This is a genomic window from Demequina lignilytica (assembly GCF_030418305.1).
In the GTDB taxonomy this organism is placed as follows: Bacteria; Actinomycetota; Actinomycetes; order Actinomycetales; family Demequinaceae; genus Demequina; species Demequina lignilytica.
The window spans coordinates 126,094-148,452 of record NZ_JAUHPX010000006.1; the positions used below are offsets into that span (position 1 = coordinate 126,094).

The window sequence follows — 22,359 nt, forward strand, 5'->3', positions numbered from 1 at the left end:
GCCGACGCGGAGGCCCCGGGCAGGGTCGCAGAGGGACGATGCGGGCGCGGGTCGCGCTCCGCGCCGGACGATGCGGGACGTCCGGCGGACGGGCCGGCTCAGGCCGGCGCGGGTCCGGTGGAGGCGCGCACGACGAGCCACGGCTCGACCGGCGCCGGGGCCGACGGCGGCTCGCCGTTCATCGCGCCGATGAGCAGCGCGACGGCACGCAGGCCGACCTCCGTGAAGTCCTGATGCACCGTCGTGAGGCCCGGGTGGGAGTAGGCCGCCTCCGGGACGTCGTCGAAGCCCACCACGGAGATGTCGCGAGGCACCTCGAGACCGCGCTCCTCGAGCGCGTGGATGGCCCCCACGGCCATCGGGTCGTTCGCGCAGAACAGCGCCGTCACGCCCTCCTCCACCGCGAGCCCCGCGCGGTAGCCCGCGTCGGCGCTCCAGTCGCCCTCGAGGATCGGCAGGTGCTCGAGGCCGTGCTCGTCGAGGAAGGCGGTGAACGTGTCGCGCCGCAGCTGGGCCTCGGTCAGGCCGGTGATGCCGGTGATGTGCTGGAAGCGACGGTGCCCGAGCTCGTAGAGGTGGTCGAGCGCGAGCCGCGTGCCGGCCACCTGGTCGACGGCGACCGACCGCTCGCCGTGGGAGTTGCCGGTGAGCGCGAACAGCACGGGGACGTCGGTGGTCTCGTCGACCGCGTCGAGCATGGCGGGGTGCTGCGCCATCACCACGAGCGCGTCGACCGATCGCGCCAGCAGGAAGTCGAGCGCCTGGCCCATCGACTCCGCGTCCCACGAGGCCGTGGTGACCAGCGGCTTGAACCCCGCCCGCTTGGCGGCGTGCTCGATCGCGTACAGCGTGCTGGTGGGGCCGAAGTGGGGCACCTCCGGCATGATCACGCCGATCACCTCGGAGCGACCCGTCGCGAGCGCCCGCGCCGCCATGTTGCGGCGGTAGCCGAGCTCGCGGATCGCCTCGAGCACCTTCTCGCGCGTCTCCGGGCGGATGCCGGGGAAGTCGTTGAGCACGCGGGAGACGGTCTGGTGGGACACGCCCGCGCGCGCCGCGACGTCGTGCATGCTCGGGCCGCGAGAACCCTTGGCCACGTTCTACCTCCACACCCGCGTGCCTGCCGCCTGCGGCGCACGCCGCGGGCGGACCCTGCCCCGGCCTCAGAGTAGCCCACGCGGGGCCCTCGCCCGATGACCCTCAGGACCCATGCACGCCCGGCGGCGCGGCGTGCCCGGGATCGCGACGGGGCCTACGTCCCGTTCCGCCTCGGCGCCTCGCGCGCTAGTATGTTTACGCAAACATTTCGACCCCCGACCGCTGCCACGCGCCGCGCGTCACGCCCCCGCGCATGGAAGCATGGGAGGCATGGCGGCGGATCCGCTCCGCCGCCCGCCCCACCCAGGAGGAACCGTGATCGACATCCCCTCGCCCGAGTCCACCGCCGCCGCGTTCGCGGACGTGCACGGCGCCCGCCCCGTGGGCGTCTGGTCGGCCCCGGGCCGCGTCAACCTCATCGGCGAGCACACCGACTACAACGACGGGCTCGTGTTCCCCTTCGCAATCGAGCGCCGCACCTGGGCGGCGGTCTCGCCCCGCCAGGACCGCATCGTCTCGGTGCGCTCGGGCGCGATGCCCGACGCCGCCGAGGCCTCCCTCGACGCGCTGGGCCCGGAGCACGTCGACGGCTGGTCGGCCTACGTCTTCGGCGTGCTGTGGGCGATGGGCGAGCGGGGGGTCGACCTCACGGGCCGCACCGGCTTCGACATCCTCCTCACCTCCGACGTCCCGCTGGGCGCGGGGCTCTCGTCCTCAGCCGCGATCGAGTGCGCCGTCGCGCAAGCCGTGAACGACCTCTGGGAGCTGGGCCTCAGCCGCCGCGAGCTCATCTACATCTGCCAGCTCGCGGAGAACGGCGCCGTGGGCGCCCCCACCGGAAACATGGACCAGACCGCCTCGCTCATGGGCGTCGCGGGCCACGGCGTGCTCATCGACGTGCGCGCCGAGACCGCGGATCCGGTCGCGCTGCACTTCGGCGACGAGGACCTCGAGCTGCTGGTCATCGACACGCGCGTCCACCACGAGCACGCCACCGGCGGCTACGGCGAGCGCCGCCGTTCCTGCGAGGACGGCGCCTCCGCGATGGGCGTCGGCTCGCTGCGCGACCTCACCGAGGGCGACCTGCCCCGGGCCGCGGAGGTGCTGGACGACGTGACCTTCCGCCGCGTCAAGCACGTGGTGACCGAGAACGCTCGCGTCGCGCGCACCGCCGAGGTGGTCGCGAAGGACGGCCCGCGCGCGATCGGCGACCTGCTGGTCGCGTCCCACGCCTCGATGCGCGACGACTTCGAGATCTCCGTGCCCGAGCTCGACCTCGCGGTCGAGACCGCCCTCGCCAAAGGCGCGATCGGCGCCCGCATGACCGGCGGCGGCTTCGGCGGCGCCGCGATCGCGCTCATCGACGCCAACCGCGCGGAGGAGGTCGGCCACGCGGTCGAGCAGGCCTTCGCCGACGCCGGGTTCACCGCACCTATCGTGTTCGTGGTGAACCCGTCGGACGGCGCGCACCGCGACCTCTGACGCCCCGCTCGCAGCGGACCCTCGCATCGTCCCCCGACCCTCGCATCGTCCCCCAGAAGGAGAACCCATGTCCTGGATGGTCACCGGCGGAGCCGGCTACATCGGCTCGCACGTGGTCCGCGCCCTCATCGATGCGGGCATCGCGCCCGTGGTGCTCGACGACCTGTCGAGCGGCATCGAGGGCTTCGTCCCCGACGACGTGCCCTTCGTGCGCGCCTCGATCCTCGACACCGCCGCCGTGACCGCGGCGCTCGTCGAGCACGGCGTCGTCGGGCTCATCCACTGCGCCGGCTACAAGTACGCCGGCGAGTCCGTGAAGCTCCCGGTCCACACGTACCGCCAGAACGTCGAGGGCACCGGCTGCCTGCTCGACGCGATGGCCGCCGCGGGGGTCACGTCGCTCGTGTTCTCCTCCTCCGCCGGCGCGTACGGGACCCCGCCCACCGAGATCGTCACCGAGGAGACGCCCACCTCGCCCGAGTCGCCCTACGGCGAGACCAAGCTGATCGGCGAGTGGCTCATCCGGGACCAGATGCGCGCCACCGCGATGGCCGGCGCCCCGCTGACGGCCACCAACCTGCGCTACTTCAACGTGGTCGGGTCCGGGTACGCGGACATCTACGACGCCTCGCCTCACAACCTGTTCCCCAAGGTGTTCACCGCGATCCAGGCCGGCCGGGCGCCCCAGATCAACGGCACCGACTACCCCACGCCCGACGGCACGTGCATCCGCGACTACGTCCACGTCAGCGACCTCGCGGCCGCGCACGTGGTGGCCGCGCAGCGCCTCGACGCGGGCGAGCCGGTCGAGTTCGTCTACAACCTCGGCTCGGGCGCCGGGACGTCCGTCAAGGAGATCGTCGACGCGATCATCGCGGCGACCGGCTGCGAGCAGGAGGCCGTGATCGGGCCCCGCCGCGCGGGCGACCCGGCGATCATCGTCGCGACGGGCGAGCTCGCGGCGCGCGATCTCGGCTGGGCGAACCGGCACACCGTGACCCAGATGGTCGAGTCGGCCTGGGCGGCGCACCCGAGGGGCTGAGCGCCCCCTCCCCTCGGCACCCTCCCCCGTCGGATCGCTCCGCACGGAGGCGCGCGGCGCGGAGCGGGACCTCCGGCCCCGCCCGACTCGCGGGGCCGGCGCTAGGTTCGCCCCAGGCGAGCACGGCCGTGCCGCCGGTGGAGCGCACCGCGAAGGAGCCGTGATGGCACTGATGTCCTGGACCCTGCATGGCGACGGGAGGTCGGTGTCCCCCGGCGCGACCGTCGCGCCGCGCGAGCGGCTGAGCTGGCCGCGCACCATCGGGATCGGCGCCCAGCACGTGCTGGCGATGTTCGGCGCCACCTTCCTGGTGCCCGTGCTCACGGGCTTCCCGCCGAGCACCACCCTGTTCTTCTCCGCGATCGGCACGGTGCTGTTCCTGCTCGTCACCGGCAACCGCCTCCCCAGCTACCTGGGGTCGAGCTTCGCGTTCATCGCCCCGATCGGCGTCGCGATGGCGTCCGGCGGCATGGGAGTCGCGATGGGCGGCATCGTCATGACCGGCGTGCTGCTCGCGGTGGTCGGCGTGGTGGTGCACCTGGCCGGCACCCGGTGGATCGAGGTGACGATGCCTCCCGTGGTCACCGGATCGATCGTCATGCTCATCGGGCTCAACCTCGCCGGCACAGCGAAGGCCATGTTCGGCTCGTCCCCCGTCACCGCCCTGGTCTCGGCGCTGTCCGTGCTGGTGATCACCGTCGCGTTCCGCGGCATCCTGGGCCGTCTGTCGATCCTCCTGGGCGCGGTCGTCGGCGGGATCGTCGCGGCGATCCGCGGCGAGTACGACCTCTCCGCCGTGAAGGACGCCGCCTGGTTCGGCCTCCCCGAGCTCCACACGCCCCGGTTCGACCTCACCGTGCTCGCGGTGTTCGTGCCCGTGGTGCTGGTGCTGGTCGCGGAGAACATCGGCCACGTGAAGTCCGTCGCCGCGATGACCGGCGACAACCTCGACCCCGTCACCGGCCGCGCACTCCTGGCGGACGGCCTCGCCACCACCGTCGCGGGCCTCGGCGGCGGCTCCGGCACCACGACCTACGCCGAGAACATCGGCGTCATGGCCGCGACCCGCGTCTACTCGACCGCCGCCTACTGGGTGGCGGCCGCCTTCGCGATGCTCCTCTCCCTCAGCCCCAAGTTCGGCGCCCTGATCGCGGCCACCCCCGGCGGCGTCCTCGGCGGGCTCGCGCTGGTGCTCTTCGGCATGATCGCGGTCCTGGGGGCCCGCATCTGGGTGCAGGGCAACGTCGACTTCGGCAACCCCGTCACCCTCATGCCCGCAGGCATCGCGCTGATCGTGGGCGCCGCGAACTTCGTCTGGGTGGCGGGCGACATGACCTTCGAGGGCATCGCGCTGGGCACCGCGGCCGCCCTGGTGACCTACCACCTGATGGCGCTCGTCGCGCGCTGGCGCGGGGCCGCGCGCTGACGCGAGGACGATGCGGGGGTGCCGTCCGCGCGGACGGCACCCCGCATCGTCCCGTCACACGTGCGCGCCGCGGCTCGCGCGGGCGAGGCCGCCCAGCCAGGCGGCGGACGGCTTGGACGACCGCGCGAAGCTCACCGGATCCACCTCGACCAGGCCGAAGGTGGGCTCGAAGCCCAGGGCCCACTCGAAGTTGTCCAGCAGGCTCCAGGCGAAGAAGCCGCGGACGTCGACGCCGTCGTCCATCGCCGCGCGCAACGACCGCAGGGACCGGGAGTAGTACTCGATCCGCTCGGCGTCCTCCGCGGCCGCCACACCGTTCTCCGTGACGATCACCGGGACGCGCGCGACCTCCGCCGCCACCCTCACCGAGGCGCCCAGCGCCTCGGGGGTGAAGGGCCAGCCCATCTGGGTGACCCGCTCACCGGACGGCAGCGGCAGCTCGGCGCCGTCGGGGCCGACGTGCTCCGTGAAGTAGGTCTGGACCCCGATGTAGTCGTCGTCCCGGGCCGCGTCGAGGTACTGGCCGGCCGTGAGCCAGCCGAGCTCGCCGCGCGGGCCGTCGGGGCGCAGGTCGGTGACCCGCTCGCCGGGGCTCGTGAGGTCGCCGTCCGCGTGCAGGACCGTGTCCGGCAGCGCCAGCGTGAGGCCGACGGGGAAGTCCCCGGGCCCGGCGCGCAACGCCTCGCGCGCCGCCAGGTGGCCGAGCAGCAGGTGGCGAGACGCCTGGCGGAAGCCCTCCCAGTCGTGCGGCCGGCCCGGCGGGAACTGGCCGCCGATGTAGCCCGCGTGCGCCACCACGTTCGGCTCGTTGAGGGTGGCCGCCATGTCGATCTGATCGCCCAGGTGCTGGGCCGCGATGTCGGCGAAGCGCTGGAAGCGCTCGACCACCAGCGGGTTCGACCATCCGCCCTGCGCGGCCATCCACCGCGGCGTCGTGAAGTGGTGCAGGGTCACCGAGGCCCGGAGCCCCAGCTCGTGCGCCGCGAGCAGGATCGCGCGGTAGTGCTCGAGCGCGGCGATCGAGAACTCGCCCTCCGCCGGCTCGATCCGGCTCCACTCCAGCGAGAAGCGGTAGGCGTCGAGCCCGATCGCCTTGACCAGCTCGAGGTCCTCGAACCAGCGATGCCACGAGTCGCACGCATCGCCGCTGGACTCGCGGGTGCCGCTGCCGGGGGTGTGCTCCCAGTCCCACCAGTCGTTGCCCACGTTGCCGCCCTCGATCTGGTGGGCGGCCGTCGCGGTGCCCCACACCCAGCCGGCGGGGACGGGGCCGAAGTCCTGCAGGGTGTCGCCGGCGCCGGCCGGCTCCGTGTGGTCCATGGTCCGCTCCTTCGCGTCCGGTCCTGTCCTTCAGGCTATCCCCGGACGAGCGGCCCGTCCTGGCCGGTCAACCCCAGCCGAGCTCGTGCAGGCGGTCGTCGTCGATGCCGAAGTGATGGGCGATCTCGTGGACCACGGTGATCGCGATCTCCTCGCGCAGCTCCTCCTCGGACTCGCACATGCGCTGCAGCGGGCCCCGGTAGATGAGGATGCGGTCCGGCAGGTCGCCGCCCCACATGTCCCCGCGGTCCGTGAGCGCGATGCCGTCGTACAGCCCCAGCAGCTCCGGGTCGTCGCCCTCGGGCTCCTCCTCGACCAGGATCACGCAGTTGTCGACCATGTCGAGCAGCCGGTCGGGGATGGAGTCGAGCGCGTCGTCGACGGCGGACTCGAAGTCCTCCAGGCTCATTAGCACCATGCGACCAGGGTGCCATGCGGTCCTGCGTGTCCCGTGGGGCACGCGCAGGCCCCGAGAGCAGTCCTGAGCGTCCCGGCGGGAGCGGGAGACGAGGCGCGGACGAGGCGCGGGCCCGGGGGCCGACGATGCGGCGCGGGCGGCGCGGGGGAGGATTCGCTTTTTCCCCGCGTTGCCCCTATGATTCTCTAGGTCTTGACGCACGGACACCTTGCGTGGGACGAGCCCTCATCGTCTAGCGGCCTAGGACGCCGCCCTTTCACGGCGGTAGCACGGGTTCGAATCCCGTTGGGGGTACGGAGTCGGTCCGTGGATGGTCTAAACTTCATACGTCTTGCTCGCATCTGCGAGATTCACAAGGCCCTGTAGCGCAGTTGGTTAGCGCGCCGCCCTGTCACGGCGGAGGTCGCGGGTTCAAGTCCCGTCAGGGTCGCGGTACGCGAGCCCCTCACCCGAGGGGCTTTCGTCTCAGTGGGGGGACGCCCCTGCGCCAGGCTCTGTAGCTCAGTTGGTAGAGCGCACGACTGAAAATCGTGAGGTCACGGGATCGACGCCCGTCGGAGCCACCACCACGACGGCCCCCGGAGGATCACCTCCGGGGGCCGTCGTCGTTCCCGCCCGCGCCGCGCCAACATTTGCGTCGGTGCCGCACTTAGCGCTTGACTAGGCAGGACTCTTCGAGGAGGTTCCGCATGCCTGACAACTTCGGCCGCTACTTCGTGAACGCCATCGTCGCGGGCCTCGTGGGCCGCATCATCGGCGTCGTCAAGACCGAGTACGAGCGCGCGAAGGTCGAGACCGCCGCCAAGCTCAAGGGCATCGGCATCGGCGTCGGCCTGCTCGTCGCCGCCGCCGCGATCGGCTTCTTCCTCCTGGGCGTCCTGATCACGGCGGCGATCCTCGGGCTCGCCACCGTGTGGCCCGCCTGGCTCGCCGCGCTCACCGTCGGCGGCGCGATGCTGCTGATCATCCTGATCCTCGCCGGGATCGGCGCCAGCATGATCAAGAAGAACAAGGACCTGACGCCGCAGCAGTCGATCGACAACATCAAGGCCGCGCTGCCGCTCGTCGACTGACGGACCCTACGGCCGGTCGTCGGCGACCGCAGCGACGGCGGCTCCCTGACCCGACGGCCTCGCCCGCGGCGCCCGCTGCGCGAGCCAGACGCCGCCGAGCACGATCGCGGCGCCCACCGGCTCGTGCCACAGCAGCTCCTCGTGCAGCACGAGCACGCCGAGCGTGGTCGCCACCACCGGCACCACGTAGGTGACCGACGCGGCCGTGGTCGCCCCGGCGAGCTTCACCACGCGCCAGAACAGCACGTACGTGAAGCTCGTGCCGAGCACGCCGAGCGCCAGCAGCCCCCACAGCACCTCCGACGAGACGTCGAGGGTCCCCGGCGCGGGCGCGGGCGCGATCAGCGCCACCGGCAGCAGCATGAGCGCGGACACCGCCATCTGGACCGCCGAGAGCGCTGTCGGTCCCTCCGAGACGCGGGCGAGCAGCCTGCGGGACAGGGTCGAGCCGATGCCGTAGCACGCGGTCGCGCCGAGCATCAGCGCCGCTCCCAGCAACGGCACCCCGTCGATGTTCCACGCGCCCAGCAGGACCGCGATGCCGCCGGCGCCGATCAGCAGGCCGACCACCTGGGCCCTCGACGCCCGCTCATGAGGGATGAGCAGCGCGACGAACAGCGCCGTCCACAGCGGCGTGGTCGCGTTGAGCAGGCTCGCGAGGATCGACGTGATGTGCTGCTGCGCGAGCGGAATCAGCACGAACGGGACCACCGACATGCCGATCGCGACCACCGCGATCGCCCCCACGTCGCGCCCCGTGAGCCGGGGCCGGCGCCGGGTCACCAGCAGCATCAGCCACAGCACCACCGCGCCGATGAGCACGCGCCCGAAGCCCACCTGCGACGGCGCGAGGCCGCGCAGCGCGATCGAGATGAAGAGGAAGCTGGAGCCCCAGGTCAGCGCCGCGACGACGAACGCGGGCAGCCACGCCCGCGCGGGTGCCGCGGTCACCGTCGCGCTCCCGCGGCGCGGGGCGCCTCGAGCGCGAGCATCGCCTCCCGGAGCCCGGATCGGAAGCCGGCGTCGCGGCCGGGACCCGCGGCGGAGACGATGCGGTGGCAGGGCACGAACGGGAAGATCGCGGTGCGCGCGCACGCCGTGCCGACCGCGCGCGCGGCGCGGGGCCGGCCCGCGAGCCGGGCGATCTCGCCGTAGGTCGCGGTGGAGCCCGCCGGCACCTCGCGCACGAGCGACCACACCTCCTGCGAGAACGGTCCCCCGTCCTGCGCGACGGGCACCGTCGCGAGCGCGTCGCCGTCCCCGGCGAGCCACGCGTCGACGGCCGCAGCCGCCGCGGGGATCGCGCCGGTCCGCACCCCCCGGGACGTCAGCCGGGCGGGCAGCCAGGCGAGCACCTCGGCACGGGCGCCGAAGCCCGCGGCGCGCACCGCATCGTCCTCAGGAGACGCGACGACGTGGAGGTCGCCGAACGGCGTGTCGATCGCGCACGCGATCAACGGGGGGACGGACATGGGAGCAGGCTACGCCCGAGGTCCGACGCGCGGGCACCGGGTCCGTGAGGGGGGCCGACCGCACCTCAGCGTGCGGATCGGCCCGGATGGACCGGTGAGGTCAGCGCCCCTCCTGGGCGGCGGCGAGGAGCGCCTGCACCTCGGCCTCGCGGAAGCGGCGGTGGCCGCCCAGCGTACGGATGGAGGAGAGCTTGCCGACCTTCGCCCAACGCGTGACCGTCTTGGGGTCGACGCGGAAGATCGCGGCCACCTCCGACGGGGTCAGCAGCTTCTCGGGCTCGTGGACGGTCTCAGTCATGTTCGTCATCCCTCAGTCGATGTGACGTCCGCCCCGGGGGAGGGCGGGCTGCAAGGTGAGAGCCTCAGCAGTACCGATTATGACGCGGTTCCACGCAGATTTCCGTTATATGCGATTTATGTCACATTCGTGTCGTGTGAACGTGTCCACGTGCGTGCCGCGATACCGACCCGGGCATGGGCGGGAGGAGGTCGCGAGGGGTGCGGGGGAGGTTGTAAAGTAGGGCAGGACTCATGACGCGGGGCCCGCGAGACACGCGCGCCCGCCGCGAGCGGAAGGGACGGCGACATGGGGCGGGGCCGTCAGAAGGCAAAGGACGCGAAGATCGCACGCCAGCTCAAGTACACGCAGCACGGTGCTGACCTGCGTGACCTGGAGCGTGAGCTCATCTCGCGCGACGCCGCCAAGCCGTCCGACGAAGGCGAGGAGTACTACGACCGCTGGGCCGAGGACGAGGACTGACCTCGTCGAGCCCGCCGCTCGACTCCCGCATCACCCCAGCCGTGCACGCGCCGGCCCCACGCCCGTGACCGGGCGCGTCGGAGCGCGGCCTCAGGCCCGGTAGGCCCCCGACAGCAGCACGGAGCCACCGTCGACGCCCTTGGCGCCGCGCACCACGTCGGGGCCGACCGGCAGCGCCGGGTCCTGCACCACGGTGCCGAGCGTCCAGGCGGGCACGCCGGCCGCGGCGGACGATGCGATGAGCGCGTCGGCGTCGTCCGGCGCCACCACGGCGACCATGCCGACCCCCATGTTGAGCGTCGACTCCAGATCGTTCCACGGCACCGCGCCCGCGCCCTGGACCACCGAGAAGACGGCGGGCAGGTCCCAGGCGTCGCGCGCTACCGTCGCCGCGAGCCCGCGCGGGAGCACGCGCGCGAGGTTCGCCGCGAGGCCGCCGCCGGTCACGTGCGAGAACGCGCGCAGGCCCGGGACGGAGGCCGCCAGGTCGACGCAGAGGCGCGAGTAGATGCGGGTCGGCTCGAGGAGCTCCTCGCCCACCGTGCGGCCGAGCTCGGGGATCGTGGTCGACAGCTCCCAGCCCGCGTGGCGGACCACGGAGCGGACCAGCGAGTAGCCGTTGGAGTGAAGGCCCGAGGAGGCCATGGCCACGACCACGTCGCCGGCGGCCACGCGCTCCGGGCCCAGCAGGGCCGAGGCCTCGACCACGCCGATCGCGGCGCCGGCGACGTCGTAGTCGTCGGGCTCCATGACGCCGGGGTGCTCGGCGGTCTCGCCGCCCACCAGCGCGACGCCGGCCATCTCGCAGCCCTCGGCGATGCCGCGGACGATGTCGGCGATGCGCTCGGGCACCACCTTGCCGCACGCGATGTAGTCGGTCATGACCAGCGGCTTCGCGCCGCACACGACGATGTCGTCGACCACCATCGCGACCAGGTCCTGGCCGATCGTGTCGTGGACGTCGAGGGCGCGCGCGATCACGATCTTGGTGCCGACGCCGTCCGTGGACGACGCGAGCAGCGGCCGCTCGTAGGACAGCAGCGCGGAGGCGTCGAACAGGCCGGCGAAGGCCCCCACGCCCCCGAGCACCTCGGGTCCGTGGGTCTTGGCGACCGCCGCCTTCATCATCTCGACGGCCTTGTCCCCGGCCTCGGTGTCGACGCCGGCGGCGGCGTAGGTGATGCCCTCGGTCTCGGTCATGGTTCAGGCCTCCGCGGGCTGGCTCAGGAGCAGGTGACGGGCGGCGACGGGCGGCTCGACGGGGTAGGTCCCGGTGAAGCACGCGGTGCACAGGCGCGACTCGGCCTGCTCGGTCGCCGCGAGCATGCCCTCGAGCGAGATGTGCCCCAGGGAGTCGGCGCCGATCGACCGGCGCACCTCCTCCATGGTGTGCCCCACGGCGGCGAGCTCGTCCCGCGTCGGGAAGTCGATGCCGTAGAAGCACGGCCACTGGACCGGCGGCGAGGAGATGCGCACGTGCACCTCGGCCGCGCCGGCCTCGCGCAGCATCGCGACCAGCGCGCGCTGGGTGTTGCCGCGCACGATCGAGTCGTCGACCACCACGAGGCGCTTGCCGGCGATGACCTCGCGCAGCGGGTTGAGCTTGAGGCGGATGCCCAGCTGGCGCAGCGTCTGCGACGGCTGGATGAAGGTGCGTCCCACGTACGAGTTCTTCACCAGTCCCTGTGCGAACGGGATGCCGGACCCCTGCGCGTAGCCGACCGCGGCCGGGGTCCCCGACTCTGGGACGGGGATCACCAGGTCCGCCTCGACGGGGTGCTCCTTCGCGAGCGCGCGGCCCATCTCGAGGCGCGCCATCTGCACGGAACGTCCCGCGATGGTCGTGTCGGGGCGGGCGAGGTAGACGTACTCGAAGATGCAGCCCTTGGGGTCGGCCTCCGCGAAGCGGCGCGACCGCACGCCGGACTCGTCGATGATCAGCATCTCGCCGGGCTCGACCTCGCGCTCCTGGCGGGCGCCCACGATGTCCAGCGCGGCGGTCTCGGACGCCACCACCCAGCCGCCCGACGGCAGCTCGCCCAGCACCAGCGGCCGGATGCCCTGCGGGTCGCGGGCGGCGTAGAGCCGGTGCTCGTCCATCCACACCAGCGAGTAGGCGCCCTCGAGCGAGGGCAGCAGGTCGATCGCCACGTCCTCGAGGCTCTCGTAGCCGTCGGAGCCGAGCAGCGCGGTGACGATCGCGGTGTCGGTGCACTTGCCGCCCTTGAGGTCGAGGCGCTTCGCCATCCCCTCGCGCTCGATCAGCAGCTCGAGCAGCCGCTGGACGTTGGTGAGGTTGCCGTTGTGGCCGAGCGCGACCGTGCCGTGCGCGGTCGGGCCCAGGGTCGGCTGCGCGTTCGCCCAGACCGAGGCGCCCGTGGTCGAGTACCGGGTGTGACCCACCGCGATGTGGCCCTGGAGCGCCTCCAGCGAGCCTTCGTCGAACACCTGCGACACGAGGCCCATGTCCTTGAACACGAGGATGCTGTCGCCGTTCGAGGTCGCGATGCCGGCGGACTCCTGGCCGCGGTGCTGCAGCGCGTAGAGCCCGAAGTAGGAGAGCTTCGCGACCTCCTCGCCCGGGCCGAAGACGCCGAACACGCCGCAGGCGTCCTGCGGTCCCTTCTCGCCGGGCATCAGCTCGTGACCGAGCATGCCGTCCCCGCCGCGGCGGGGCGTGAGGGGGGTGCCGTCGGGACGTCGGGTCATGACTGGGCTCCACGGTCGGTGCGGGCGGGACGGTCGGGACGAGCGGGCCGGTACGGTCGGTCGAGGCCCGTGGCCAGCGCGCCGCCGATAAGGGCGCCCAGCAGGCTGAGCCCGAGCGCGAGGAGCAGGAACACCAGGAAGCGGCCGGTGCCGGTCGAGTTCGGCAGCACCAGCGCGAGGATCATCGCGGCGACGATGCCGATGCCGACCCCGGTGCCGATCATGCGGCCGAACCGAGGCGAGGTGCGCACGTGCGCCGGGATCACCAGGCGGTCGGGATCGTCCGCTGGGTCGACCGGCGTCGGCTCGGGGAACACGTCCTGGGCGCGGTGGTCCGGGGCGTCGTTCTCGGGGGCGTCGCTCACGCCCACAGTCTAGGCGACGCGCACGCACGACAGGAGCGGGCCGCGGGGCCGCGCGCGCACGGCCGGACGATGCCACGCCTCCGGTCCCGCGCATCGTCCGGAGACGAGCGGCGGCGCCCGGTCTCCCCCGACCCGGGCCCCGCCTGTCCCCCTCGTCCTGAGCGTCAGCCCTTGGTGGATCCCGCCAGCAGGCCGCGCACGAAGTACCGCTGCAGCGCGAAGAACACGATCAGCGGCACGATGGTCGCGATGAACGCGGCCGATGTCAGCAGCTCCCACTGGTTGCCGCGGGTGCCCGCGAACTCGGCGACGCGCTGCGTGATCGGTGCCGTCTTCGCCGTCCCGCCGGAGAACACCAGCGCGACCAGCAGGTCGTTCCACACCCACAGGAACTGGAAGATCACCATGGAGGCGATCGCCGGCACCGACAGGGGGATCACCACGCGGCGGAAGATCTGCGCGTGGTTCGCGCCGTCGACCTTGGCCGCCTCCATGACGTCCCGGGGTATCTCCGAGATGAAGTTGTGCAGCAGGAAGATCTGCAACGGCAGGCCGAAGATGGTGTGCGCGATCCACACCGCTGGGAACGTCCCGCCGATGTCGAGCCACGGGTAGTTGAAGATCTTCAGCAGCGGGATCAGCGCCATCTGGAGCGGCACGATCTGCAGGGCGAAGACCAGCACGAACAGCCACGAGGAGCCCTTGAAGGGGATCCACGCGAACGCGTACGCGGCCATCAGCGCGAGGGTCACGGGGAACACGACCGCCGGCAGCGTGATCACGATCGAGTTCACGAAGTACACGCCGAGGCTCGCGGACGAGGCGCCCGAGCTCGACAGCACCGTGACGTAGTTGTCGAAGGTGAAGCTCGGGTTGGTGATCATCGTCCACCAGCCCGAGTTGTTGATGTCCTGCCGCGGGCGGAAGGACGAGATGAAGAGGCCGAACGTCGGGATGGTCCACAGCGTCGCGATCAGGATCGCGAAGAACGTGGCGGTCCTGGACGTCAGTCGCTTCTTGACCCGCTTGGTCTTGCCTTCCGGCGGCGCGGCCACGGTGGGCTCGGGGGCTACTGCAGCGCTCATCAGTGGGCCTCCTTGTGCGCTCGCAGGACGCGGATGTTGTAGACGACGATGGGCAGGACCAGCACGAACAGCAGCACCGCGAGCGCGGCGCCGATCTCCGGCTGGTTGAGGCGGAACGCCCTCGTGTACATCTCGTTGGCCACGACCGACGTGTTGTACTGGCCGCCGGTCATGGTGCGGACGATGTCGAAGACCTTCAGAGTCGAGATGGTGATGGTGGTGACCACCACCACGAGCGAGCCCCGGATCCACGGCAGCGTCACGTTGAGGAAGCGCTGCCAGGCCGTCGCGCCGTCGAGCTCGGCCGCCTCCACGATCTCGGCCGGCACGCCCTTGATGGCGGCCGAGAGGACCACCATCGCGAAACCGGTCTGGATCCACGCCATCACGACGAGCAGGAAGAACGTGTTCCAGGGCGGGGTCTCGACGAACTGGTAGGGCGAGAGACCCAGCCACACGAGGATCTGGTTGAGCAGACCGATCTGCGGGAAGCCCTCGGACCGGTACGTGTACATGAAGCCCCAGATGATCGAGGCTCCCACGAACGAGATCGCCATGGGCATGAACACCAGCGACTTCAGGATCTTCTCCCCGCGCGAGCGGTCGATGAAGAGCGCGTAGGCGAGACCGACGATCGTGGAGAACGTCGGCACGAAGATCACCCAGACGATGGTGTTCCTCATCACCACCTGCATGGTGGGGTCCGTGAAGATGGTGACGAAGTTGTCGAGGCCGACGAACTCGCCGGCCTTGGACGTGACCGACTGCCAGATGGTCTGGAGAGCGGGCCAGATCATGCCGGCCGCGAGCAGCAGGAGCGCGGGAGCGACGAAGAGCAGGAGCTGGATCACGTCGCGGCCGCGCTTGGGCGCGTTGTCCGCGAGGAACATCACCAGGCCGACGATCGCGAGGAACACCACGATCGCGATGGCCGCGAACCCCAGCTTGCTGCCCTGGTCGATCCAGAAGCTCTCGGTCCGGAGCATGCCGGCCGAGAGATCAGCGAGGACCGTCATCGTTGATTCCTTCCGGTTCGGCGAGCGCCGGCCTGGCGATGCCCGGCCGGCGCTCGCCGTTCGAGATCAGGACGGCCAGGTGCTGTCGATGAACTCGGTCATCTCCGAGGTCGACCTCGTTCCCTGGACCCAGTCGGTGATGCCGGTCCAGAAGGACGCGGAGCCCACCTCGGCGGGCATCAGGTCCGCACCGTCGAACTTGAACAGCGTGTCCTCGCTCTGCAGGAGCTCGATCGCGGCCTGACCGAGCGCGGAGCTCGCGTTGGTCGCATCGAGGCCCTTGTTCGCGGAGATCACGCCGCCCAGGCTCACGCGGATGTTCGCCCAGGTGTCGCTCGAGAGGAACGTCTGGAACGCCACGGTCGCCGGGTTGTCGTTGAACGCGGTGATGAACTCGCCACCACCGGTCACGGCGTCGGGGTCGTCGGCGTTGACCTTGGGCGTGATGAACGCCCAGATGTCGCCGTCCTCGGCCACGTTGGTGCCCTCCGGCCAGAAGCCCTCGTAGAACGAGGCCTGGTGGTGGAGCGAGCAGTTGCCGTCGAGGATCGGGAGACCCGCGTCGCCGAACGCCGTCGACGCGATGGTCTCGGGTCCGCCGATGCCGCCGTTGACGTAGTCGCCGTTGAGAGCGATCTCACCGAAGGTGTCGAAGGCCTGCACGATCTCCGGGTCGGAGAACTTCACGTCGCCCGCGACCCACGCGTCGTAGGTCTCCGGGCCCTGCTCGCGCAGGACGATGTCCTCGATCCAGTCGGTGCCGGGCCAGCCGGTCGCCTCGCCGGACTCGAAGCCGATGCACCACGGCCGGTACTGCGCGTTGTCCGCGCCGTCCGCCGCCATCTGCTCCGTCAGCGCCATCATGTCGTCCCACGTCGCGGGAACCTCGTAGCCCATGTCCGCGAACTGGGTGGGGGAATACCAGATCCAGCCCTTCACGGAGGCCATCAGCGGGGCCGCGTAGAAGGTGCCGTCGACCGTGCCGTACTCCTTCCAGCTCTCCGACCAGAACTCGTCGACGTTGGCCTCGACGGACGCCGGGGCGGGAACCACGGATCCGCCCTGGATGAAGCGTGCCGCGAGACCGGGCTGCGGGAAGATCGCCAGGTCCGGCGGGGAGCCGGCCTCGACGCGGACGTTCATCTGCGTCTCGAACTCCTGGTTGCCGATCCACTCGACCGTGATGCCGGTGCACTCCTCGAACTGCATCCAGGACTCGACCAGGCGGTCCGCCTCGAGGTCGACCTGGGTGCCGTAGATCTCGACGCTGTCGCCGTCGAACGTGCCGTAGTCCGCGTAGTCCTCGCAGCCGGCCATCATGTCGCCGCCGCCGCCATCGGCGGTCGAGCCGCCGTCGCCGCCGTCGCTGCCCGAGCAGCCGGCGAGCACGAGGCCACCGAGCGCGAGCCCGGTGACCGGAAGGATGAATCGTCGATTCATGGGTGGTGCGCCTCCTCGTCGTTGAGTGTCTTCCCAGGCCGGACTGCCATCCGGGTTGCCCAGGAAGCGACGCCGGCACCGAGGGCACGAAGAGACGTCACCATCGACGCAAGCGCTTGCAGATGACATTACGTGCCAGGGACGACGCCTGCAAGCGCTCACGCCGAACCGCAGTCGAATCGTTATCGCGCGGTGACCTGGGGAAACGTTTCATCGAGGGCTGCGGACCCGGCCGCGAGCGCCGCGCGGAGAGAGCGCTCTCGGGATGGCCGCCCCGTCACGCGGATGTCGGTGGCCGGGTGTTGGCTGGGGGCATGGCCTCGAGCGCGCATCCCTCCGCAACCGACGATCGACGCGCGCTCGCGCGGAGCGTCGGCGCCACGGGCCTCGCGATCTTCCGCGCCGCAGCCGGCGACCGGAACCTGGCCGTCTCGCCGCTGTCGGTCGGTCTCGCCTTCGGCATGGTCGGCGCGGGGGCCTCCGGGCCCGTCGAAGCGGCGATCGGGCGCCTGTTCGGACGGGCGTTCACGGACCCGACGCTGCTCCCCGCGTTCCGCAAGCTCGCGGAGGCGGCCGCGAGCGAGCCGGGAGCCGGCGCCGAGAACGCCGACGGCGACACCGTCGACCTGCCGATCGTCAGGATCGCGAACGGCCTGTGGCTGGATCGGTCGTACGCCGCCGCCCCCTCGTACACCGACGCGGTCGCCCGGTGGTTCGGGGCCACCGTGGAGTCCGCGCCGCTGCGGACCGAGCCGGCGCGGTCCGCCGAACGCATCGACGCGTGGGCGTCGCACCACACCGCCGGTCTGATCCCCTCGATCGTCCCGCCGGGCGTCCCCGGCCCGGACACCGTCGCCGTGCTCGCGAACACGGTGTACCTGAAGGCGCGGTGGTGGGCCCCTTTCGATGCCGGCACCACCTCGGACGGCGACTTCCACCGCGAGGACGGCACGGTGGTCGAGGCGGCGCTGATGCACGGCGACCTGAGGATGCGCTACCACCGCGACGAGGCGTTCGACGCGGCGGTGCTGCCGTACGTCGGGGATCTCGAGATGGTTCTGGTGCTGCCCCGCCCGGGGAGTCTCGCCGAGGTCAGGCGCACGTTCGGTCAGGACACCCTCGACTCGCTCGACCGCGCGTGGCACGAGGGGCACGTCGCCGTGACGCTCCCCCGGCTCGAGGCCGCCGAGACCCTCGACCTGCGGGCGGTGATCGAGGGCGCGATGGGGGTCGCCGGCCTGTTCGGCACGGTGGGCCTGGACCGGATCGGGCCCGATCTGGAGCTCGACACCGCGGTGCATTCGACCATGGTGATCATCGACGAGTCGGGAACGGAGGCCGCCGCCGCGACCGTCCTGGGCATCTCGTTGACCGGGATGCCCCTCTACGACGCGGAGATCCGCGCCGACCGCCCCTTCCTCTACGTGATCCGCCAGGCATCGACCGGCCTCGTGCTGATGATCGGCCAGTGCATGGACCCCACCGCCGGCTGACCCCTCCTGTCAGCCGGCGTTGCGGGCGAGCTCGAGGGCGACGTCCTCCCACCACTGTCCGGCGGGCGGGCCTCCGTTGCAGGTGCCGTCGGACTCCCCCGGCACCTTGGCCCACACCGTCGCCGCCATCCCGGAGCCGGACGCGAGGTTCGCCCCGTTCACCGCCGGCGCCGCCCCGAGCGCCCGGCCGCGGGCGTTGCACCACTCGCCGTTGGGCCCGTTGCCGTTGCGGGACGTGTCCGTCACGTACGGCAGGCCCACCGCGGCGCTGACCTGGTCGCCCCAGGCGCGCTCCGAGGCCAGCGACTGGTAATTGGAGGTGTTGGTCGCGAACCCGGCGAGGTGCGCGACGCCGACACGCCGGATGAGCTCCGCTGTCGCCACCGGCGAGCGCCATCCCGAGTGGCCCGCATCGAGGAACACCTCGGCGCCCGCGGCATCGAGCCGCTCGGCAGCGCCCGCGAGGTTGGCCATGCGCGCGTCCGCGCCGCCGCAGCCGTCCGCCATCACCAGCGCGTCCGGCTCGAGGATCACCCAGGTGGTCGCGCGTGCGTTCATGCCGGCCGCGACCGTGTCGATCCAGGGCAGGTAGCCCGACTCCGACGCTCCGCTCCCGGAGCCCGCGCAGTCGAGGTTCGGGATGTTGTACACCGCGAGCAGCGCGATCGTGTCGGTGGCGGCGGCGGAGGAGGTCACGGCGGACACGGTCGCGGTCACGTCGCCGTTCCACGCGCCGATCCACGTCGCGGCGGGCTGGCTCGCGATCCTCGCGATGAGTGCGGCGTCGGCGTCCCGGCCGGCGGCCTTGAGGTTCGCGACCGCCGTGTCGGCGGCGTTCGGCGCGTCGTAGAACGCTCCCGACGCGCTCGCCGGCGGGGTGATCGCCGGCGAGGAGGACGGCGACGATGCGGCGGGCGCCTCGGCCTCCTCCGTCGCGCGGGGGCTCGATGCGGAGGCGCCCTCGGCCTCGGCGTGCGCGGCGTCCGTGGCCGGGGCGGCCGTGGGGGAGGTCGCCTTCGGCGCGCTCGAGGCCCGCGGCGCGGCCGACGGGGAGGCGTCGACCTCCTCCGAGGCGCCCGATGGCGCGGGTCCCACGGAGGGCGACGGCGAGGGCGACGGCGATCCTGGCACCGCGGGCGATCCGGGGGCGGACGGCGACGGCGTCGGCGCCGGCGCAGGCGAGGTGGGGTGCTCCGACAGGTCGGGCAGCGTCGCCACGTCGCCGACGAAGGGCTCCGTCACGCGGTTGATCGGCCCGGGGGAGGTGGGCACGGCGCACGCCGCGAGCGCCGCACCGGCGGCGAGGAGCACGACGACCGTTCGTCTCCGCATCGGCCCAGGATAAGCGGGACATTCCGCCCGAAACAGGCGGCGCACCGCACGCGCAAGAAACCCGCGTCAGCCCAGGTCGAGCGGCAGCAGCCCCGACAGGTCCGACCGCTCCCCCGACGCGTCGACGGCACCGGACGCCACCGCATCGTCCCAGGTCAGCGCGCCGGTGACGAGGCCGAGCCAGGTCTCCGGCGACATCTCGACCACCGCCGGCGGGGTGCCGCGCCGGTGCACCGATCCCTCGACGCACTGCACCGCGCCGAACGGCGGCACGCGCACCTCGAGCGACCGGCCGGGCGCGATCGCCGCGAGCTCCTCGAGCGAGAAGCGCACGGCCATCGCGGTGGTGGGGCGGTCAGCGCCCCCGCGCCCCCACGCCGCGAGCGCTTCGCGACCGGCGGCGACGGGGATGCGACGACGGGGAGGCACGGATCAGGCGAAGCGCGCGGGCAGCGGCGCCGCCCAGGCCTCCGACAGCTCCGCGACGGACACCTCGAACTGGTCCTGCACCTCGAGCGCGTCGCCGCCCGTCACGCCCACGCGGGCGAACGGCACGCCGCGCGCCTCGAGCATGGCGACGAACCGGGGCTCCTCGGTGCGCGGCACCGTGAGCAGCGCGCGTCCCTGCGACTCCGAGAACAGCGCCTGCGCGGGGGTGAGGCCGTCGCGCTCGCACACCTCGTCGAGGACGATGCGTGCACCCACGCCGTAGCGCAGCGCGCCGTAGGCCGCGGCGGCCGCGAGGCCGCCCTCGGACACGTCGCGCGCCGCGTCGACCAGGCCGTCGCGCGAGCACGCGATGAGGATCTCGGCGAGCTCCCTCTCCCACGCGAGATCGGCCTTCGGCGGAAGGCCGCCCAGGTGGCCGTGGGTCGCGGCGAGCTCGGAGCCGTCGAGCTCGGGGCGGGTCGCGCCCACGAGGAACAGCAGCTGCCCCTCCTCGCGCCAGCCCGACGGGGTGGCGCGGGCGACGTCGTCGAGGATGCCGAGGATGCCGACGATCGCGGTGGGGTTGATCGAGCTGTCGATGCGGCCGGGCTGGCCGGTGCCGTTGTACAGCGAGACGTTGCCGCCGGTGACCGGCACGCCGAGCTCCTGGCACGCGTCCGCGAGGCCGCGGATGGCCTCCGCGAACTGCCACATCGAGTCGGGGTCCTCGGGCGAGCCGAAGTTGAGGCCGTCGGTGACGGCGGTGGGCTCAGCGCCCGTGATCGCGACGCCGCGGAAGGCCGCCGCGACGGACTGGCGCGCGCCCTCGTAGGGGTCGAGCTTGGTGAAGCGGTCGTTCGCCCGCGTCGCGATGGCGACGCCGCGTCCGGTCGTCTCGTCGACGCGGATCACACCGGCGGTGTCGGGTCGCGCCGCGGCGGTGTTGCCCTGGACGTAGCGGTCGTACTGGTTCGTGATCCACTCGCGGGAGGACATGTTGTCGCTGCCCAGCAGGGTGAGGAACGCGTCGCGAAGCTCCTCGCCCGTGGCGGGCAGGGCGCCCGCGAAGCGGTCCGCCTGCAGTCCGTCCATCCACGCGGGACGGGCGAACGGGCGGTGGTACGTCGGGCCCTCGTGGGCCACGGTGCGGGGGTCCACGTCGACGATGCGCTCGCCGTGGTGGTCGATGGTGAGGCGGCCCGTGTCGTTGACCTCGCCCACGACCGCGGTCTCGATGTCCCACCTGCCCGTGATCTCGAGGAACTGCTCGAGCTTCTCGGGCGTGACCACCGCCATCATCCGCTCCTGCGACTCCGACATGAGGATCTCGCCGGCGTTGAGGGTGGGGTCGCGCAGGAGGACGTCGTCGAGCCACACGTGCATGCCGCCGCTGCCGTTGGACGCGAGCTCCGAGGTGGCGCAGGAGATGCCCGCGGCGCCCAGGTCCTGGATGCCCTGGACCACGTCCGCGGCGAACAGCTCGAGGCAGCACTCGATGAGCACCTTCTCCATGAACGGGTCGCCCACCTGGACGCTCGGGCGCTTCGCGGGCACGCCGTCCTCGAACGTCTCGGACGCGAGGATCGAGGCGCCGCCGATGCCGTCGCCGCCGGTGCGGGCGCCGAAGAGCACCACCTTGTTGCCCACGCCCTCGGCGGAGGCGAGGTGGATGTCCTCGTGCTTCATCACGCCGACGCACAGGGCGTTGACCAGGGGGTTGCCCTGGTAGCAGGAGTCGAAGCGGGCGCCGCCGCCGATGTTCGGCAGGCCCAGCGAGTTGCCGTAGCCCCCGACGCCGGCGACCACGCCGTGGACCACGCGCGCCGTGTCGGGGTGGTCGATCGCGCCGAACCGCAGCTCGTCCATGGCGGCGACCGGGCGGGCTCCCATCGCGAGGATGTCGCGGACGATGCCGCCGACGCCGGTCGCGGCGCCCTGGTAGGGCTCCACGAAGGAGGGATGGTTGTGCGACTCGACCTTGAAGGTCACGGCCCAGCCGTCGCCGATGTCGACCACGCCGGCGTTCTCGCCGATGCCGACCATCAGGCGTTCCTTCATCTCCGGCGTGGTCTTCTCACCGAACTGCTTGAGGTGCACCTTGGAGGACTTGTACGAGCAGTGCTCCGACCACATCACGGAGTACATGGCGAGCTCCGCGTTGGTGGGGCGGCGGCCCAGCAGGTCGCGGATGCGCTGGTACTCGTCGTGCTTGAGACCGAGCTCGCCCCACGGCTGCTCCTGGTCGGGGGTGGCCGCGGCGTGCTCGACGGTGTCGAGGTGGGCGGCGGAGGGGGCGGGGGCGTCGGTCATGGTGTCCTCAGGGGTGCGGAGAAGAGCCGGCGGATACGCCCACAGCCTACCGGCGACGCCGGGCCACCACCTGCGCGCTACGTTCATCC

At 72.2% G+C, this 22,359-nt stretch carries 21 protein-coding genes and 3 tRNA genes; 9 read left to right on the top strand and 15 right to left on the bottom strand.

What is annotated here, in order from left to right:
• Positions 1-98 precede the first annotated feature (98 nt).
• Complete coding sequence (locus QQX10_RS10870) at positions 99-1,097, bottom strand: LacI family DNA-binding transcriptional regulator (RefSeq protein ID WP_301120820.1); 999 nt, start codon at positions 1,095-1,097, stop codon at positions 99-101.
• Between the two features lie 316 nt (positions 1,098-1,413).
• Between QQX10_RS10870 and galK the strand changes: the two genes are divergently transcribed.
• From galK to QQX10_RS10885, 3 genes are all read left to right on the top strand, one after another.
• Positions 1,414-2,580 carry a galactokinase gene (galK, locus tag QQX10_RS10875; protein ID WP_439710126.1) on the top strand — a complete coding sequence of 389 codons (1,167 nt, stop codon included), beginning with the start codon at positions 1,414-1,416 and terminating at the stop codon, positions 2,578-2,580.
• A gap of 67 nt (positions 2,581-2,647) precedes the next feature.
• Complete coding sequence (gene galE, locus QQX10_RS10880; protein WP_301120822.1) at positions 2,648-3,622, top strand: UDP-glucose 4-epimerase GalE; 975 nt, start codon at positions 2,648-2,650, stop codon at positions 3,620-3,622.
• A gap of 163 nt (positions 3,623-3,785) precedes the next feature.
• A complete protein-coding gene (locus QQX10_RS10885; RefSeq protein WP_301120824.1) occupies positions 3,786-5,048 on the top strand; it encodes a uracil-xanthine permease family protein in 1,263 nt (420 codons plus the stop codon).
• 54 nt (positions 5,049-5,102) lie between these two features.
• On the opposite strand, the gene QQX10_RS10890 is transcribed toward QQX10_RS10885, so the two are convergent.
• Both QQX10_RS10890 and QQX10_RS10895 read right to left on the bottom strand, forming a co-directional pair.
• Positions 5,103-6,368 (bottom strand): glycoside hydrolase family 1 protein, encoded by a 1,266-nt coding sequence (locus QQX10_RS10890; RefSeq protein WP_301120826.1) that lies wholly within the window; start codon positions 6,366-6,368, stop codon positions 5,103-5,105.
• 67 nt (positions 6,369-6,435) lie between these two features.
• Positions 6,436-6,786 (bottom strand): metallopeptidase family protein, encoded by a 351-nt coding sequence (locus QQX10_RS10895; RefSeq protein ID WP_301120829.1) that lies wholly within the window; start codon positions 6,784-6,786, stop codon positions 6,436-6,438.
• A gap of 221 nt (positions 6,787-7,007) precedes the next feature.
• Here QQX10_RS10895 and QQX10_RS10900 point away from each other — a divergent pair.
• The 4 genes from QQX10_RS10900 (at position 7,008) to QQX10_RS10915 (ending at position 7,859) form a co-directional block, all read left to right on the top strand.
• Positions 7,008-7,080, top strand: a tRNA-Glu gene (locus tag QQX10_RS10900).
• A 62-nt stretch (positions 7,081-7,142) separates the two neighbouring features.
• Positions 7,143-7,216 (top strand) — tRNA-Asp (locus tag QQX10_RS10905).
• Positions 7,217-7,276: 60 nt separating this feature from the next.
• A tRNA-Phe gene (locus QQX10_RS10910) sits at positions 7,277-7,352 on the top strand.
• A 123-nt stretch (positions 7,353-7,475) separates the two neighbouring features.
• Positions 7,476-7,859 (top strand): phage holin family protein, encoded by a 384-nt coding sequence (locus QQX10_RS10915; protein WP_301120831.1) that lies wholly within the window; start codon positions 7,476-7,478, stop codon positions 7,857-7,859.
• A 6-nt stretch (positions 7,860-7,865) separates the two neighbouring features.
• Here QQX10_RS10915 and QQX10_RS10920 read toward each other — a convergent pair whose 3' ends face one another.
• The 3 genes from QQX10_RS10920 to QQX10_RS10930 form a co-directional block, all read right to left on the bottom strand.
• Positions 7,866-8,810 carry a DMT family transporter gene (locus QQX10_RS10920; protein WP_301120833.1) on the bottom strand — a complete coding sequence of 315 codons (945 nt, stop codon included), beginning with the start codon at positions 8,808-8,810 and terminating at the stop codon, positions 7,866-7,868.
• Positions 8,807-9,331: a methylated-DNA--[protein]-cysteine S-methyltransferase gene (locus QQX10_RS10925; protein WP_301120835.1), complete on the bottom strand. Its 525-nt coding sequence runs from the start codon at positions 9,329-9,331 to the stop codon at positions 8,807-8,809. The genes QQX10_RS10920 and QQX10_RS10925 overlap by 4 nt, the downstream gene beginning before the upstream one ends.
• Positions 9,332-9,431: 100 nt before the next feature.
• Positions 9,432-9,629 carry a BldC family transcriptional regulator gene (locus tag QQX10_RS10930; protein WP_301120837.1) on the bottom strand — a complete coding sequence of 66 codons (198 nt, stop codon included), beginning with the start codon at positions 9,627-9,629 and terminating at the stop codon, positions 9,432-9,434.
• 288 nt (positions 9,630-9,917) lie between these two features.
• Between QQX10_RS10930 and QQX10_RS10935 the strand changes: the two genes are divergently transcribed.
• Positions 9,918-10,091, top strand: coding sequence for a DUF3073 family protein (locus QQX10_RS10935; protein WP_301120839.1), 174 nt, complete (start codon positions 9,918-9,920; stop codon positions 10,089-10,091).
• A 90-nt stretch (positions 10,092-10,181) separates the two neighbouring features.
• Here QQX10_RS10935 and purM read toward each other — a convergent pair whose 3' ends face one another.
• The 6 genes from purM to QQX10_RS10965 all read right to left on the bottom strand — a co-directional run bounded on the left by purM (position 10,182) and on the right by QQX10_RS10965 (position 16,706).
• Complete coding sequence (purM, locus tag QQX10_RS10940; protein WP_301120841.1) at positions 10,182-11,291, bottom strand: phosphoribosylformylglycinamidine cyclo-ligase; 1,110 nt, start codon at positions 11,289-11,291, stop codon at positions 10,182-10,184.
• Positions 11,292-11,294: 3 nt separating this feature from the next.
• Positions 11,295-12,800: an amidophosphoribosyltransferase gene (gene purF / locus QQX10_RS10945; protein WP_301120843.1), complete on the bottom strand. Its 1,506-nt coding sequence runs from the start codon at positions 12,798-12,800 to the stop codon at positions 11,295-11,297.
• Positions 12,797-13,165 (bottom strand): hypothetical protein, encoded by a 369-nt coding sequence (locus QQX10_RS10950; RefSeq protein ID WP_301120845.1) that lies wholly within the window; start codon positions 13,163-13,165, stop codon positions 12,797-12,799. The genes purF and QQX10_RS10950 overlap by 4 nt, the downstream gene beginning before the upstream one ends.
• Positions 13,166-13,329: 164 nt before the next feature.
• Positions 13,330-14,250, bottom strand: coding sequence for a carbohydrate ABC transporter permease (locus QQX10_RS10955; RefSeq protein WP_301120847.1), 921 nt, complete (start codon positions 14,248-14,250; stop codon positions 13,330-13,332).
• Positions 14,250-15,236: a carbohydrate ABC transporter permease gene (locus QQX10_RS10960; RefSeq protein ID WP_436968585.1), complete on the bottom strand. Its 987-nt coding sequence runs from the start codon at positions 15,234-15,236 to the stop codon at positions 14,250-14,252. The genes QQX10_RS10955 and QQX10_RS10960 overlap by 1 nt, the downstream gene beginning before the upstream one ends.
• Before the next feature lie 96 nt (positions 15,237-15,332).
• Positions 15,333-16,706 (bottom strand): ABC transporter substrate-binding protein, encoded by a 1,374-nt coding sequence (locus tag QQX10_RS10965; protein ID WP_301120849.1) that lies wholly within the window; start codon positions 16,704-16,706, stop codon positions 15,333-15,335.
• 314 nt (positions 16,707-17,020) lie between these two features.
• On the opposite strand from QQX10_RS10965, the gene QQX10_RS10970 reads away from it, so the two are divergent.
• Positions 17,021-18,199, top strand: a complete 1,179-nt coding sequence (locus QQX10_RS10970) for a serpin family protein (RefSeq protein ID WP_301120851.1) — start codon at positions 17,021-17,023, stop codon at positions 18,197-18,199.
• A 9-nt stretch (positions 18,200-18,208) separates the two neighbouring features.
• On the opposite strand, the gene QQX10_RS10975 is transcribed toward QQX10_RS10970, so the two are convergent.
• The 3 genes from QQX10_RS10975 to purL form a co-directional block, all read right to left on the bottom strand.
• Positions 18,209-19,531, bottom strand: coding sequence for a glycoside hydrolase family 6 protein (locus QQX10_RS10975; RefSeq protein ID WP_301120853.1), 1,323 nt, complete (start codon positions 19,529-19,531; stop codon positions 18,209-18,211).
• 66 nt (positions 19,532-19,597) lie between these two features.
• Positions 19,598-19,960, bottom strand: a complete 363-nt coding sequence (locus QQX10_RS10980; protein WP_301120855.1) for a sterol carrier family protein — start codon at positions 19,958-19,960, stop codon at positions 19,598-19,600.
• 3 nt (positions 19,961-19,963) lie between these two features.
• Positions 19,964-22,270, bottom strand: coding sequence for a phosphoribosylformylglycinamidine synthase subunit PurL (gene purL, locus QQX10_RS10985; RefSeq protein ID WP_301120857.1), 2,307 nt, complete (start codon positions 22,268-22,270; stop codon positions 19,964-19,966).
• Positions 22,271-22,359: the final 89 nt, after the last annotated feature.